This is a genomic window from Sphingobacterium sp. UBA1897 (assembly GCF_002337775.1).
GTDB lineage: Bacteria > Bacteroidota > Bacteroidia > Sphingobacteriales > Sphingobacteriaceae > Sphingobacterium > Sphingobacterium siyangense.
This window is the reverse complement of record NZ_DDGR01000007.1, coordinates 182,567-200,001: the sequence shown is the minus strand read 5'-3', so window position 1 is coordinate 200,001 and position 17,435 is coordinate 182,567. Positions and strand designations below refer to the sequence as shown.

Below are 17,435 nucleotides of genomic sequence, written 5' to 3'. Positions count from 1 at the left end.
ATGAAAAAAATATATTATCCTTTAATTGCATTGGCTTTGTGCATGTCCTCCTGTAAAAATGTATTGGACATTGAGGACCTCAATTCGCTGGATGAAGCCAAGGTATGGGCTGATCCAAATCTAGTGAACGGCTATCTTGCCAATTTATATCCACTATTTGGTAACTGGAATTCTGGTGCGGACGGAAATTCGGAACAACTAATCGGCATCGCTTTTCCATTGGATGCGGTTACCGTCAACAATGGTTCTTACAAATCATGGGATTATACAACCATCCGGAAAATCAATACGGCCATACAGAAAGTCAATGAAAGTACTTCATTAAAAGACGATTTTAAAAAAACGGTGATTGGCCAAGCGTTGTTTATGCGTGCCTTTATGTATTTTAACATGGTCAGGATCCACGGCGGTGTTCCTTATATTACTGTACCGCAAGACCTAAAAAATGATGATCTTAATGTGCCCCGCAATTCGACAAAAGAATGTTTTGATCTTATCGTTAAAGATCTGGATCAAGCAATTTCACAATTGCCAAAAACAATTGCAAAAGGAACAGCAGATTATGGGAAAATTGATGGTGATTTTGCAGCCGCTTTTAAAGCAAAGGTATTGCTATATAAAGCTTCTCCACAGTTTAACCCTTCCAATCCTTATGGAAATGCCTATTGGCAGGAGGCCAATACCGCAAATAAATTAGCTTATGATCAGCTTAAGGCGGATGGCTATAGTTTGACTTCAGATTATTCCAACATTGCGCTGGTAGAAAAGGGGCCGGAGGTTGTTTTTGCTGTGATTAATACCTATCCAAATAAAGTTGCCAATTGGGATAATGGTGTACGTCCGGGATCTGAAAGTAGGGGGCCTGCAGGTTCCGTTCCATCCTGGGAATTTGTAAAAGCTTTTCCAATGAAAGATGGAAAGTTATATTCCGATCAAGCGGGTAAATACCATAAGACAGAAGATCAATTTTTACAATCCTATTGGGAAAACCGCGATCCGCGTTTTGACAAGTCTATTGTGTGGAATGCCAAAATCTATGAAGTTTCCGGCAAGACTGGCAAAAGACAATACACTTCTGTCGGTATTGCTCCGGCTTTAGATGACTTTGGCATTAACCCGAAGGCAAAAACTCCATCGTCCAATTTGGATCGATATAGCGGGTTTTTTATCTTAAAAAATTCCAAACTGTCATTAAAGCAAACCGAAGTGGAAACTCAGTATGATGTCGACTTTGTGTTGATGCGCTATGCCGAGGTCCTATTGAATTATGCTGAAACGGCAAATGAAACAGGAGATTTTGCGACAGCCTTAGACCTGGTTACGCAAATTAGGAAAAGAGCGGGAATCGAGCCGGGCGCAGACAATAAATATGGCATAACAGCAACCACGAAGGAACAAATGCGCGAGGCCATTTTGGCAGAGCGTAATATTGAGTTCTGTTTTGAGGGACATCGTTTTTGGGATTTAAGAAGGTTACGTAAGCTCAATATACTGAACAATACAACCAAACATGGAGTTGAAGCGATAGCAATAAATTCAAATGGAACGGAGATGAATCTGGATGATGCCAATGCATTGGCCAAAACATATACATTGAAGGAAAATCAGTTCAAATATAGCGTCTTGCAGGTGCCCAGTACAGGAAACAAAGTGAATTTGGTACCCGATACCTATTATTTCTTTCCCGTCGCGCAGTCGGTCATTGACAAGAACCCAAATATCAAGCAGAATAAAGATTGGGGCGGAACATTTAATCCAACCATGGAATAGTATTTTTGTCTAAACCTATTCAATAAAAAACACCCGCAACAGCTAAAGCCGTTGCGGGTGTTTTATTTAAATCTCATTTATGGTGAGTTTATTAATCACCCGATTGAGCCTTATTTGGATGAGAATTTAAAAACTCTTGAACTGAGTCTACCCTGGCCTTTGATTTTGATTTCTTTCGGATAGAGTTCCAAAAGTCCATAGGCGTTGCTGGTAGCTGTTTCGATCATACCCTCCATGGTTACAAAAGGAATATTATTTGCCATTACATAATTGCCTTTATGATTATGACCGGAAAGTACCAACTTAACTTCGGGGAATTTGTATAGTATATCAAGAACCTCCCGGTTATTGAGTGTTTCATAGCCGTTTTCTGGCAATAAAGGATGATGTGTCAATACGATCACATGCTCTTTGTTTTTCCGCGCTTGGGCAAGTTCGTTTTGTAACCATTCGAGTTGTTTACGGTCAACTCCGCCATTCCAGGGTTGCGTATTTTTCCTTCCGCTTGTCTGTAGGCTATCCACCAGGGTTTTCCATTCACGTTGGTCTGCTGAATTGGGCGTTGTGGCATATTCACTGAGCGCATTCGTATTTAAGAAAACAAACCGCCATTTTCCTTTTGTAAATGCGTAGTATTTAGCTGGCATCCCAAAAGCAGTGTGCAAAAGATCCGGTTTGGATACGTTAACATAGTCGTGGTTTCCAAGTAGACAATAAGTCGTTTTTTTTAAGGGGGAGAGATGTTCTAACAGTACCGGAAGATCTTTTGGACCTTCGTCGACAAGATCGCCAAGAATCAATGAAAAATCGACCTTATTGCGATTGAAGAAGTCTACAGCCGTATCGACCTTCATTAATGAATTGTGGTAGAAACGGCTACCGTTGCCTGCTTTGTCTGCGTATTGCATATCGGCCATGATACCGATACGGAGGACCGGTGTGTTGGATTGTGCCATGCTGAATAAGCCGGGTAAAGAGCAGATGACGAATATGGAAAGAAGCTTCCATTGCCGTTTGATTTTTAAGCCAATCTGTTTCATTTTTTTTAGCGTTTTAAAATATGTTGCTATAAGAATATATTAGTCCGTATTCCGATAATGTTGCTTTGCTGTCTGTTTAGTCTATTTTTTGAACCACTGTTCTGGGTAATTGATTATAATGTTATCACGAGTATACTGAGAATAAATTAGAGATTCAAGTAAATTGAATACACAAACGTTTGTGTAAATTGATGGATCGCTAACGAATTATAAATGATTGCCAACACATATAAACTATCGATTTTTTAGCTATTGTAATACAGTAGATTGGCGATTGTGGTGTTTAACGAATAAAAGGTTTTAACTTCTGTGTTGATTGTAATTTTTTAAGGACTTATTATTTGAAACGAAATGCAAAAATAAATACGTATGATAAAGAAAATCCTGATTAGCTTGACTTCAATTACCATTATTGGCTGTTGCTGTTTTTTTTACGCTATTCGACGCTATCGACTTGGCGCCTACGCAAAATAATCATTTGGCAAGTGAGGGAAAATGGAAAATAGAGCAGCGGGCTGATATTGTCAATTGGACAAGCTGGTCGTTGTTCTGCAAAACATGGATGACTAGTATTCAAAAAAAACGTATTTTCACAATAGACAAATTTTATCCATACCAGTAAGGACTAAAAAACTAAATAAATGATCAAACAGAATTCGGCGGAGAGAATCACTATTTACCTGAATACAAAGGAAGAGTGGCGATTTTGGCTTGAGAACAATCATCACATAGCACAATCAATTTGGGTGATCTGTAATACTAAAAAATCAAATTTACCGGTGGTCAACTGGACTGAACTTGTGGATGAAGCATTGTGTTTTGGCTGGATTGATAGCACACGGAGGCCGATTGATGCCTATTCATTCATGCAGTTATTTAGCCGAAGAAAACCCAATAGTACCTGGTCTAAAATTAACAAAGAAAAAGTTAAAAAACTAATCGATGCGAATCTGATGACTCCAGCGGGGCATGAGGTTATAAAAATAGCGCAAGAAAATGGCTCTTGGTCAATTTTGGACAGTGTGGAAGAATTAATTATTCCCGAGGATTTGGATGAAGCATTTCAACATTACGCTGGTTCAAAAGATTATTTTCTTGGATTGAGTAAATCCGTCAAAAAAATGATGTTGCAATGGATTGTTCTCGCCAAAAGACCAGATACCCGCAAAAAACGCATTGATGAGATTGCCGCAAGAGCAGCAGAAAAAGACAGGCCTAAGCAATTTCAGTAAGTTTCCAGTATTTTGAACTGCTATTTCGAGTGGTGAATAAAGGATTTTTAGTCAGATCTAAACATCTGGTTTTAGGAATTCTATTGCCTAATAGGGCTGTTTAAATAGTGCTATTTTCATGGCTATTTAATAGCAATCTTTTGGAAGCGCTTCATTGTAAAACTGATTTTCAATTTTTCCTACAAAACGTATTAATTAATTTATACCAGTTCTACTATTAGCAGGGGTTTAACAAGGGGATAACAGGGGGTTAACAGGGGTATAACAGGGGTAAACCCTTGCTAACACCCTGTTAATCCCCTGTAAAAATGGTATTATTCCGGTTTAACTTACGAACGTGATCGCAATGTGGTAACTTGGTTAGCGGATAAAGAATAGCTGTCTCAATAATGCCATTTTTATATTGGGAATATGATAAGAGGTGATAGTGCGTGTTGTATAATGATGAAACGATCAAAAGACCATGTCAAAGCTTATATTAATAGCAACTTGATTTGCTGTATTTGATCAATTTTTGTATCATTGGGGAGATGATAACCAATGCAGCAGCTTAAGTCTTTTTTATACGCGTATCTCCAACTCTTTCTTCTCCTTTTGTTAGGTCAATCGCCAGTTTGGAGCCAGGTCAATACGTATGCGTTTAAAACCTTAACTTCTGACCAGGGCCTGGTCCATAATCATGTCAATTGCGCACTCAGGGATAAGTACAATTACCTCTGGTTTGGTACCGAATCTGGCCTGAGCCGATTTGATGGGGCGCAATTCACAAATTTTCGCTATTCCGCCAATAAACGTACCGGGCTGAGTGGAAATTCGATTTCCGCAATCTTTGAGGGACCAGAAGGAAATGTATGGATCCGTACCAGCAACCGGATGAATGTGTATGATCAGCATTCAGGCATTATCGTCCAGCAGCTTGATTCCATACTGACCCGCTTAAAGTTGCCCGTCAAAGACGTACATACGATAAGACAGCTGGAAGGGCAGACCTTTGCACTATTGTATAGCGATCGTTCGCTGATCTTGTACGATAGCCTAAAGAAAACCTATCGTACTGTACCGCAGTTGACCAAAAACAACCGAATAGCCGATGTGATAGCTGGGCAAGGGCAGACGATCTGGGTAATCTACGAAAATGGCCTGCTGGGTCACATTGATACGAAATCACTGCGAAGTACCAAAACTAGCTTATTGCCGATCAGCAATAAGCTGGTAAATTATAATCTATTTGCCGATCAGGACGGGGCGATATGGATCTTCTCAAAGGATATTCCAATCGGTGTATACTGGCTTGATCCGAAAGATGGATCAATTCAACATCTCCAAAAAGAACTATCCAATCCTTTTGTAGGCAATATCGTGCAAGATGATAAAGGGCATCTCTGGCTAGGAACTGACCATGGTGGGATCAATGTTTATGATAAAAAAACAAAAAGTGTACAAATCATCGGTAACGATAAATATGATTTACGGAGCCTACCTTACAATAGCATAACGGCTTTATATCGGGATAAGTCAGGTATTATCTGGACGGGAACATACAAAGGCGGCATCAGTTATTATCATCCCAACTTGTTATTATTCTCCTTAGTCAAGAACTATCCTGGACTTCCCAAATCACTTCCCTTTGACGACGTCAATAAGTTTGTACAGGATCGAAAGGGTAATCTCTGGATTGGGACAAATGGCGGGGGATTGCTCTATTATGATCTCAGTCAGAAAACCTTTACGCAATACCTGCATGATCCTCAGGATCCCAATAGTTTGAGCAGCAACGTGATTGTTTCCTTATTGCTGGATGCGGAAGACAGGCTATGGATAGGAACTTATCGAGGTGGTATGTGTCGATTTGACGGCAAAAGTTTTAAGGTTTTCCACCGTGACGCGGCCCCCGGGAAATTGAATGACGATAGTGTATGGGAGATCTATGAAGATAGTCAACATCGGTTTTGGATAGGAACGCTAAGTACCGGCCTGTACCTGTTTGATAAAAAAACAGAACAGTTTTCGAAAACATATACACGGCAGGGCCAAACCATCAACAGCAATTATATCTCTGTCTTATTTGAGGATTCAAAAAAACGTCTCTGGATCGGCACAGCTACAGGATTGGCATTGTTGACACCCGACGACAAGATTACTTATATCAATACATCCAGTTCGCCTATGAAACTCATGAATGATCTAATTTATGATATCAAAGAGGATAAAACTGGTCGTATTTGGGTAGCGACACAAGAGGGACTGCATGTAATCGATGGTGCGAAAATAAGCTATCTTACACAGCAAGATGGGCTTAGCGACGATGCAATCCTGGCGCTCTTGATAGATGATCAAGGTGATATTTGGGCTTCCACAAACAAAGGCCTGTCGACGATTGTCGGTACAGGGCAGGCAGAGAAGTTTATCATCCGCAATTTTACGCAGGAATTGGGCCTTCAGGGTAATGTATTCAATGAAAACGCTGCTTTAAAAATGCGGGACGGAAGACTTGTTTTTGGTGGGCCAAAGGGGTTCAATTTTATTGATCCTGCGAAAATTAGCCGCGAAAGTGAACTGATCTTGCCGCTTTTGTCCAATCTCTATTTATTCAATAAGCGGGTCGCCGTAGGTGAAGAATTTTCGGGCCGGGTCATTTACGATCAAGCCCTGAATAATCTTAAGGAACTGAGGCTTCCGTACAACCTCAATGCCATTTCGCTGGAGTTCTCGACCTTTGACTACCTACAGCAACATAATGGACTCTATCAATATCAGCTTGCTGGTCTAAGTGATGAATGGTTTGATTTTGAACCGGGAACCATGCGGGCCAGTTTTACCAATCTGGACACGCGCAGCTACAGCTTGTATATTCGGCATGCTATCGATTCAAGTAGCTGGTCAGATGGTGTACTACTTTTGACAATCGATATACAGCCACCGTTTTGGCGTTCAACAATGGCCTTTCTTTTTTATGCCTGTTTGATATTAGTCGTCCTATGGGCTTATTTTTATTTGACAAAACTGCGTGTCAGGACGCGTAATCAACTCTATCTCGCACAAGAGCAAGCTGCACAGGCAAAGGAATTGGATGCGTTGAAAACACGTTTCTTTACCAATATAAGCCATGAATTCAGGACTCCGATCAGTTTGATTCTAACTCCAGCACAGCAGCTGCTGGATGAAGAGCAGCATCCGGAAAAAAAAGCCGACCTAAACTTGATCAAGAAGAATGCAGACCGTCTGCTTAAATTGGTCAACCAGCTGCTGGACTTTAGAAAATTGGAGAAAAGTGAACTTGAACTGAACGAAGAATATGGGGACCTCATGGGATTTATCCGCGAACAGCTTGATGCCTTTGCCGGGATAGCTCAAAGCAATCAGATCTCGCTGCAGGTCAATATCGCTCCAGACACATATCTGTCCTGGTTTGACAAAAACAAATTGGAAAGCATTATTTTCAATCTGATGTCAAATGCGGTCAAATTTAGCCCAGTATCCGGTATTGTGACATTCAATGCCGAAATCACTGAACAAGAAACAGAAAAGATACTGTGTATTGAAGTTCAAAATCAGGGTATAGCGATTCCCGAAAATTTACAAGCCCGCGTTTTTGAACGTTACATACAACTGGATGTGCCAAATGGAAAACTGAATCAGGGTACAGGCATCGGGCTTTCTATTGTCAAAGACTATGTCGAATTCTTGAGTGGAAATATCAGGCTGAGCAGCAATGCGCACTGGACGACATTTAATGTTCAGTTGCCCATAAATAAGGCCGTAGCGAGCGCCGATCCCGTCGAAAGCAGTAAGCAGGATAAACCCGCTATTTTATTAGTGGAAGATGATATTGACTTCCTTCATTACTTGGAGCGAACCCTGAGTTCGGTCTACCTAATTCACGCTGCACAAAGTATTAATGATGCAAAATTGATCCTAAGCAAGCAGCAGGTCGATCTTGTCATCACCGATCTCAGCCTGCCTGGAGAGAGCGGACTGGATTTTTGCCGCTTTATAAAAGCCCAGGCTAAGCTGGTCCATATCCCTGTGCTGATTGTAACTGCGGTAGTAAATCAGAAGATCGAACTGGAGGCCTTACAGGCCGGTGCAACAGATTATATCAACAAACCTTTTAATATCAGTCTGCTGCGTTCAAAATTGGCGCAGATACTCCATCAGCAGCAGACGTTAGTAAAACGGTATAAAAAACAGATCAACGTTAATCTAGCGCAGCCCGATATCGTATCTGCTGATGAACAGTTTATCCGTGTGCTTGTAAAGGAAATTGAACAGGATCTCAGTGACTCTTCGCTTTCTGTCGAACTGCTGGCCAAAAGAATGAACCTCACCCGCGTAGGGCTTTATAAAAAGGTGCTTGCCATCACAGGCTATTCACCGATGGAATACATCCGACATATTCGGCTCAAACGTGCCATGCATCTGGTTCAGAATTCGAAATTATCGATGGCTGAAATTGCTTATGAAGTAGGATTCGGAAATCCGAAACAATTCAGCAAATATTTTAAATCTACATTTGGTAACCTGCCGTCTTTTTATCGAAAAAGCTTGTAAATAAGTGAATTATCGATAGTGTTGCCCGCGAGTATTCCCGCATAAGTTAACAAAATAACCCCTAAAAGTTAACAAAACATACCCCTTATACAACCGGTTGCATTCTATATTTGATCTGTTCTTTCAATAGGAAAGGACGTGTAATAACCAAGGGAATATAATAACCAATAAATCTTATTTAAATGCGCAACTTAACGTACGCTTTAAGTGGTTTGATGCTCTTCGCAATCGTGCAGCAGGGATTTAGCCAAGCCAATAAAGCTCATTATGAAAAAATGCCTTCCGGTATTAAGGTCAGCTTCAAAAATTCGGAGACCTCCATTGATCAGGATATTTATTTGGATGTCGTAACCGACAAGATTGTGCGTGTCACAGCTGTTCCGGCTGGTGCAGTCTTACCGGGACAAACAAGCTTAGTGATCGTTGATTCACTGCGCCGGCAAGTAAAATCACTCGCGGTAAGCTCGACAGACTCGACGGTAAATGTACAAACGGCCAATATGCAGGCAGTGGTTTCCTTGATGAATGGTAAAGTGGAATTTTTTGACCTTAAGGGGCAATCTATCCTTAAAGAAGCAAAGCGGAATTCCAGTTCTTTCTTAGCCAATAGTTATCAAGGTGATGCATTTTATCACATTAACCAAGACTTTATTGTCAATGCTGAAGAAGGGATCTACGGACTCGGCCAACATCAGAATGCGGTGATGAACTATAACCGCGGAAAACAGGTTTCGCTGCTGCAATATAATACAGAAATCGGAATACCCTTTTTACTGTCCACCAATAACTATGGTATCTTATGGCACAATTACTCCATTACAAAAGCGGGCGACGTGAGGCCATTATTACCCCTAAATGCTTTTAAGCTGCAGTCAAAAGAAGGTGAACCGGGGTGGCTCACAGCAACCTATGTAAACCGGAACAAGGTCGAAGAGGTTTATCTATCCCGACCGGAATCGATCATTGACTATGGCTACCTAACAGATCAGCACAAGTTTCCACAAGGCGTAAATCTGGCCGAAAGCAAAGTCATCTATGCCGGAAGTTTCTCTTCGCCCTACACAGGCAAACATGTGCTGCATTTTAAATATTCGGGTTATATGAAAGTCTGGATTGATGGGGAGCTGGTCGCCGACCGCTGGCGGCAATCCTGGAATGCAGGTACCTTTGAGATTGAGAGAGACCTCCAGAAAGATAAGACCCACCAGATCCGCATGGAATGGATACCAGATGGAGGGGAGTCTTATTTTACCTTAAACTGGCAGAGTCCTATCCCGGAAGTGCGTAAAAACGTATTTTCCTTTAATTCGGAAGCTGGCGATGCCATAGATTATTACTTTGTTCAGGGCGCATCAATGGATGAGGTCATTGCAGGTTATCGCCACTTGTCCGGCAAGGCACCGATTATGCCGCTTTGGAGCTTCGGATTTTGGCAGAGCAGAGAACGCTACAAGACGCAAGCGGAAATTGAAGCGGTCGCAGCTGAATTTCGCAAACGTAAGATTCCAATCGACAATATTGTGCAGGATTGGTCTTACTGGGCTGAAAATGACTGGGGGAGCCAGAAATTTGATGTAAAGCGTTTTCCTGATCCTCAAGCCATGGTGAAGAAGCTGCATGATCAGCACTTTAAGATCATGATTTCGGCCTGGCCCAAAATCAATGAAGAGTCTTCCGTATACCAAGAATTTAAAGCCAACAAATGGATCTATCCACGAAATATTTATGATGGCAGAAAAGACTGGATCGGAAAGGGCTATACCTCGACATTTTATGATCCTTTCAACAAAGCGGCACGCGATGGGTTCTGGAAATTGTTGGACAACAACCTGTTCAAAATTGGGATCGATGCTTGGTGGATGGATGCCAGCGAACCAGATATTCACTCCAATATTGATCTGGATGAGCGTAAATCGGTTTTTCAGCCGAGTATAGGGTCATCTGTTCGCTATTATAATGCGTTCCCTTTGCAAAATGCCAAGGGTATCTATGAGGGCCAGCGTGAAACAGATCCTAACAAACGGGTATTTATTCTGACGCGATCTTTTTTTGCAGGGCAGCAGCGCTATGCGGCGGCGGCCTGGAGCGGCGATATTGCTTCGAGATGGCATGACATGAAAGATCAGATTGCCGGGGGCATCAATTTCTCGATGTCCGGTACACCTTATTGGACCATGGATGCGGGTGGCTTTTTGGTTGAAAATAGGTTTCACAAACCTAATGCGGCGGACTTGGAGGAGTGGCGCGAGCTGAATAGCCGCTGGTACCAATATGGGGCATTCTTGCCTTTGTTCAGGGCGCATGGACAATATCCCTACCGCGAACCGTACAATATCGCTCCTGTGGATCATCCGGCCTATAAAAGCATGACTTATGCGATCAATCTGCGGTATAAATTACTGGCCTATAATTACAGTCTTGCCGCAAAGACTTTTTTTGAGGACTATTCGATGATACGTGGACTTGCCATGGATTTCCCGCAGGACAAAGATGGATTCGACAGCAACGACCAATACCTTTGGGGGCCATCCTTGCTCGTCAGTCCAGTCACAGAAAAAGGAGCAACCTCACGCAAGATACACTTTCCAAAAGGAGCCAGCTGGTATGATCTATACAGTGGCAAGATGGTAGCAGGCGGGCAGGATCTGCTTATTGCAGCACCATACGAACGTATCCCTGTTTATGTCAGAGCCGGAGCAATAGTGCCCATTGGACCTGTCATGCAGTATACGGCCGAGAAAAAGCCGGATGTGCTGGATATTTATATCTATGCCGGAGCAGACGGTCAGTTTTCACTCTATGAAGACGAAGGGAGCAATTATAATTATGAAAAAGGGAAATATAGCCGCATTGATTTCAGCTACGATAATTCTGAACAGATACTGTCTTTGGCCAGCCGTCAGGGAGATTTCGACGGCATGCTGACCAAAAGAAAGTTCAATATCATTTTTGTCAGCGACAGGAATGCCGTCGGACTGGATGTTTCATCAGCAAAATCTACGGTGGTAACCTATGCAGGTAAAGCCTTGCAGGTCAAATTAAAATAATAAAAACCAATTTATAAATCAAGACATATGATAAGCAAACAATTGTTGAGCAGGGGCATGGCCGTCGTTGTCATGACCAGCGTGACCTCTTTGGTCTGGGCACAATCCTTCACCGGATCGGTTGTTTCGGCTGATTCAGGATTGCCGATCGGGGGTGCGAGTATCAGCGTAAAGAATCAGAAGATTTCAACGAGCAGCGATGAATCGGGCAAGTTTTCTATTGCAGCCAGCACAGGGACTGTATTGACCATTACTTACGTAGGGTACAAAACGGAGGAAGTTAAAATTACTGGTCCCAATATGGTGATCCGCCTACAGCCGCAAGCTTCCGATCTCGAAGAGGTGGTAGTCATTGGCTACGGTGTACAAAAGAAAAAACTGAATACAGGAGCCAATTTGAAGGTGGAGGGTGAAGAACTGCAGAAGCGCAATCAATTGAACCCGCTGCAGTCGCTTCAGGGACAAGCACCGGGTGTATCCATTACATCAACTTCCGGTCAGCCGGGAGCAGATATGAAGGTCGTCGTCCGGGGGTTGGGAACAATCGGTAATTCGGGCCCCTTGTACGTCATCGACGGCGTTCCGGGAGGGGATATTTCGGTCTTGAATGCGGCCGATATCCAATCTATCGACGTACTGAAAGACGCAGCTTCGGCCGCCATCTATGGTTCGCAGGCTGCCAACGGGGTTATCCTGGTCACCACCAAAATGGGCGCTGCGGGAAAAAACGTGCTGTCGTTTGATGGCTATACGGGCATTCAGAACGTTTCGCGTAAAGCAAAATTGCTGGATGCAGATCAGTACAAGCTGATCATGAATGAGCAATCGCTGAATTCGGGGGCCGCGCTGATTGATTTTAACGGCATGGACGGTCTAGCCAATACCAATTGGATGGATTATATGTTCAAGGATAATGCAAAAATGGACAATTACAATGTTGCCCTGACTGGCGGCAGTGAAAAATCCACCTACGCCTTATCGATGAATTATATTGGTCAGGAGGGGATTGTCGGTGGTAAAGACGTTTCCAACTATCAGCGTTATGGTTTCCGGACGAATTCGGAACATAAACTCTTCGATAACTTTGTGAAAATAGGTCAGCACCTCAACTTTAACTACATCAAAAATCGAGGCATCAGTGTGGGCAATCAGTACAGCAATACGCTGCGCGGTGCGTTTGCCACTTCGCCTTTGTCACCGGTGTATTCAGACAACGGCCTGTATGGAAGTCCTTTCAATGATACTTCCAATTCACCTTGGTACAATGGGGACAGCAATCCATATGGGGTGATGATGACCAATTCGAACAACGCCAATGATGGCCAAAAACTATTAGCCGATATCTTTGCGGAAATCGAACCGATCAAAGGCTTGAAGGTCCGGTCATTGCTGGGATTCAACTATTATGCTTCAGAATACAGAAGTTTTACGCCCTTATACCGCTTCTCCATCTACACCTACAACCAAGATCATACAACAACCTCGCAGAATATGAGCAAAGGTCATACGCTGACCTGGACAAATACAGCTTCTTATGACTTTGATATCAATACGGATCATCGCTTTTCGGCCATGGTCGGTATGGAATCGCTACGTTACCAGGGAACTTACCTTTCGGGGTCCAACTGGAATCTGCTTTCGCAGTTCAATGATTTTGCACATGCTTACCTAGACAATACTACAGGCCAGGCACACCTGGATGAAAAAGGAAACGTCGTCGAAACGCGTACGGTGTCAGGAAAACCTGAGAACATCACCCGTAGGGTCTCGTACTTTGGACGGCTGGGCTACAATTATAAGGAAAAGTACCTGTTGAATGCTACATTGCGTGCAGATGGATCCTCTAAATTTTCGCGCAGCAACCGTTGGGGATATTTCCCTTCGGTATCGGCAGGCTGGGTAATTTCTTCGGAAGAGTTTTTTAAAGAACATTTAGCGGCTGTAAACTTCTTTAAACTCCGCGCTTCATGGGGGCAAGTGGGTAATCAGGATATCGCTGATTTTCAATATGCGGCACCCATCAGTACCTCAACAGGCATTACATCGTCCAACCCCGGCGCACATTATGTCTTTGGAACGAGCAACAATAATATTGCCGGGGCTTATCCGAGCCGCTTATCCAATCCGAATCTGACCTGGGAAACTTCCGAACAGACCAATATCGGATTTGATGCCAAATTTGCGAACAGCCGTCTGGATGTTGTTGCCGACTTTTATGTCAAAAAAACGAAAAACTGGCTGGTTACAGCGCCTGTTTTGGCGACAACCGGAACGTTGCCCCCTTTTATCAATGGCGGTGACGTGAAGAATACAGGGGTGGAACTGGGACTAAATTGGGCGGATAAGATCAATGAAGTCAAGTATCGCATTGGGGTAAATGGTGCCTATAACAAAAATAAGGTGGGACAGATACCAACTGAAGATGGTATTATCCACGGACAGACAGCCATGTTATACGATAACTCGGAAGAATTTTACCGCGCCGCAAACGGCCTGCCCATTGGCTACTTCTGGGGGTATAAAACAGACGGTCTATTCCAGAACCAAGCCGAGATCGACGCCTGGAAAACAGCTGGAAAAGGTATCCTCCAAGCGGATGTAAAACCGGGCGATGTGAAATATGTAGATCAGAATAACGATGGTATTATCAATGCCTCGGATAAGACAAATCTGGGCGTGGGCATGCCTAATTTTACCTATGGATTTAATATTGGACTGGATTATAAAGGATTTGATTTCTCGGTGAATGCCTATGGTTCCCTTGGAAACAAAATTGTACAGTCTTACCGCAATCATGCCAATAAACAAGCAAACTATACCACACGAATATTAGACCGATGGACCGGGGAAGGTACTTCCAGTACGATCCCCCGTGTTACGGAAACTAATGTCAATTGGCAGTTTTCAGACCTTTATATTCAGGATGGAGACTTTCTTCGGATCAGCAATGTGACCTTAGGTTATGATCTGTCGAAACTGATCAAATGGAAGTATGCTAATCAGATCCGCTTCTACGTACAAGGTCAAAACCTGTTTACGTTCACCAAATATGATGGGATGGATCCCGAGATCGGCTATGGAACAGATGGTTGGGTATCGGGTATCGACCTCGGTTACTATCCAAGACCAAGGACTGTATTATTTGGCCTAAATGTTAAATTCTAAACACAAGAAATCATGAAAAAAACGAGCTATATCTATCATTCCATGTTATTTGGATCCTTAATCTTAGGATCATGTTCATCCAGTTTTTTGGATGTCGAACCGATGACAAGCGTTTTGGAAAGCAACTTTTATAAAACCGTAGCCGATGCTGACATGGCTCTGGTCGGCTGTTATGATGGTTATCAACGGACGACCTCCAATGGGAGCCAGTCTTTCTATCTGACAGCAGAGGTGGCCGCCGACAATTGTTTTGGCGGAACAGGTACAACAGACGGTCGCTCATTTCAGGCAATAGACCGTTTTGATATTGCGCAGTCCCAATCGGACAATAATATCTTTGATGGTACCTGGTCTGATTACTACGCGGGAATTTTTCGCTGCAATACCCTTTTGGGAAAATTGGACGGTACTGATTTTTCAGGCAACACAACAGCGCGGGCACGTATCGAAGGGGAAACGAAATTCCTGCGGGCCACCATGTACTTTGATCTCGTCCGTCTATTCGAAAACATCCCTTTGCTAACGAGCCCGACCAATGAGAATATTCCACAGTCGGACCCCAAAGCGATTTATCAACTGATTGTTTCAGACCTTAAATTTGCGGCTGCCAATATCCCAGCAACAGCTTACCCCAAGTCAGCTGCGGCAACCAATGATGGTCGGGCAACTCCATTTGCTGCTAAAGCGCTACTGGCCCGTGTTTATCTATTTTATGCAGGCTATTATGGCGGCGAAGATATCGGTGTCTCCAAGGCCGAAGCCCTGGCGGGACTCGAAGAAGTTATCAGCAGTGGCCAGTTTGCGCTGGTGGCAGATTTCAAAAATCTGTGGCCGGCAGCGAGTTATATCCCCAATGCAAGCAATAATACGCTAGATATTTCCAAATATGCCGGCAAGGGAAATGCTGAGGTTGTATTTGCACAGAAATTCAACAATACATCGAACTACAACGGTTATGTTGATGGCAACCGCTGGGTCGTCTTTCTGGGCTTGCGCGGTAAAAATTGGTCGCCTTATGGCCAAGGATGGGGGGCATGTACGGTAAGCAAAAAGTTCTTCAATGAGTTTGACAACATGGATACACGCAAAACTGCCTCAATTATTGATATCGATGGCGAGAATATCACGGGATTCGACCTGAAAGACCAGCGTGAGTATACAGGTTACACCATAAAAAAATACGCCCCCACGGCATTGCCGGATGGCACCACCAATACTGGAGGGGATAAGGATATGCAACTGTCCCAAGACCAGGATTACTTTGTCATCCGCTATGCTGATGTCTTGCTTATGGCGGCAGAACTCGGTTCCGCAAACGCACAGAAATACTTTGACGAGGTAAGGAAAAGAGCGTATAAGACCAATTTTGTGTCGCTAGCAGTTTCAAAAAACAATATTCTGAAGGAAAGAAAATTTGAATTTGCGTTTGAAGGTATCCGCTATTGGGATGTATTGCGGCAGGGGCTGAATAATGCCGCCGCTACACTGGAAACAACCGAAGATGTGCTCAGTGGATCTGTACCGGAGAAGGTCACTGTGACTAAAGAGCGTTTTTTGACAACGAAAGGATTTATGCAAATACCTAACAAGCAGATTACCTTATCCAATGGTGTACTGAAGCAAAATGCTGGATGGAACTAAACACAGGTATACTAGGACTTACTATTGGTTGAATTATAACTAGACAAACATGAAAAAGATATTCACATATGCCATCTGCTTTTTTGCGGCGATGGTACTCTTTGGAGCCTGTTCTCCCGAGAATTATACACTGGGAGACATCGATGTCACTTCGGCGCAGTTGGAGAAGGGAAAGGCCTTTACTGTTGAACATGATGCCAGCAATCCCAATATTGTGTATTTAACCAGCTTGATGGATTCAAAATACACCCCATTGTGGGAACATCCACAAGGACGGAGTCAGGAGAAAAAGGTAACCCTGAAAATGCCTTTTCCCGGTGAGTACACCGTTAAATTTGGTGTCGAGACGCGTGGTGGTATTGTCTACGGCGAGCCTGTGACATTTAAAATCGATCAGATGTATGCCGAGTTTATCAGTGACGAGACCTGGACCTTATTGACGGGCGGGGCAGGGGAAGAGAAAACCTGGTACCTCGATCTGGATGCTGAGGGCATTTGCCGCTACTTTAAAGGTCCAATGTATTTTTACGGCACCGGTGACTGGTGGGGAAGCATCAATAAAACAGCCGCGCCTTTAAATAGCGATAGCTGGAGCTGGGAACCCGATTGGAAAGGCAATAGCTGGCTTATGCCTGCCGGTGATTATGGAAGTATGACTTTTGATCTGAAAGGTGGTGCAAACATCAATGTGAATCATGCTATGCTGGGGAAAGTTCAGAAGGGGACTTTTAATATCGATACCGAAAAGAAAACCATCCGTATGACTGGGGCTTCGCCTTTACATGGAAAGCCACAAGATGGGATCGTTGTCGACTGGGGCGATGTCCGTATTATGTCGCTGACCGAGAATACGATGCAACTGGCGGTATTGCGGGATCCTGTGCTTTCGAACGACGGAGCAGCTATGCTGACCTTTAATTTTATCAGCAAGGCCTACAAGGAGAGTTTGACCGAAAATGCCTCGGATACCAATAAGACTAAATAAGCCT

At 43.4% G+C, this 17,435-nt stretch carries 8 protein-coding genes; 7 read left to right on the top strand and 1 reads right to left on the bottom strand.

The window, feature by feature from the left end; translation table 11 throughout:
- The gene (locus B4N43_RS06225; protein ID WP_286733559.1) at nt 1–1,770 is read left to right on the top strand and encodes a RagB/SusD family nutrient uptake outer membrane protein; all 1,770 of its coding nucleotides are present in this window, start codon (nt 1–3) and stop codon (nt 1,768–1,770) included.
- Between the two features lie 110 nt (nt 1,771–1,880).
- Here B4N43_RS06225 and B4N43_RS06220 read toward each other — a convergent pair whose 3' ends face one another.
- On the bottom strand, nt 1,881–2,810 hold the full coding sequence (locus tag B4N43_RS06220) for a metallophosphoesterase (protein WP_286733558.1): 930 nt from the start codon (nt 2,808–2,810) through the stop codon (nt 1,881–1,883).
- A gap of 641 nt (nt 2,811–3,451) precedes the next feature.
- Here B4N43_RS06220 and B4N43_RS06215 point away from each other — a divergent pair.
- The 6 genes from B4N43_RS06215 to B4N43_RS06190 all read left to right on the top strand — a co-directional run bounded on the left by B4N43_RS06215 (nt 3,452) and on the right by B4N43_RS06190 (nt 17,431).
- Nucleotides 3,452–4,042 carry a YdeI/OmpD-associated family protein gene (locus B4N43_RS06215; RefSeq protein ID WP_286733557.1) on the top strand — a complete coding sequence of 197 codons (591 nt, stop codon included), beginning with the start codon at nt 3,452–3,454 and terminating at the stop codon, nt 4,040–4,042.
- 540 nt (nt 4,043–4,582) lie between these two features.
- Complete coding sequence (locus B4N43_RS06210) at nt 4,583–8,593, top strand: hybrid sensor histidine kinase/response regulator transcription factor (protein ID WP_286733556.1); 4,011 nt, start codon at nt 4,583–4,585, stop codon at nt 8,591–8,593.
- 182 nt (nt 8,594–8,775) lie between these two features.
- Nucleotides 8,776–11,640, top strand: a complete 2,865-nt coding sequence (locus B4N43_RS06205; protein WP_286733554.1) for a TIM-barrel domain-containing protein — start codon at nt 8,776–8,778, stop codon at nt 11,638–11,640.
- Between the two features lie 27 nt (nt 11,641–11,667).
- Nucleotides 11,668–14,805 carry a SusC/RagA family TonB-linked outer membrane protein gene (locus B4N43_RS06200; RefSeq protein ID WP_286733552.1) on the top strand — a complete coding sequence of 1,046 codons (3,138 nt, stop codon included), beginning with the start codon at nt 11,668–11,670 and terminating at the stop codon, nt 14,803–14,805.
- 12 nt (nt 14,806–14,817) lie between these two features.
- The gene (locus tag B4N43_RS06195; RefSeq protein WP_286733551.1) at nt 14,818–16,446 is read left to right on the top strand and encodes a RagB/SusD family nutrient uptake outer membrane protein; all 1,629 of its coding nucleotides are present in this window, start codon (nt 14,818–14,820) and stop codon (nt 16,444–16,446) included.
- Nucleotides 16,447–16,495: 49 nt separating this feature from the next.
- A complete protein-coding gene (locus tag B4N43_RS06190) occupies nt 16,496–17,431 on the top strand; it encodes a hypothetical protein (RefSeq protein ID WP_286733549.1) in 936 nt (311 codons plus the stop codon).
- The last annotated feature ends 4 nt before the right edge of the window (nt 17,432–17,435 follow it).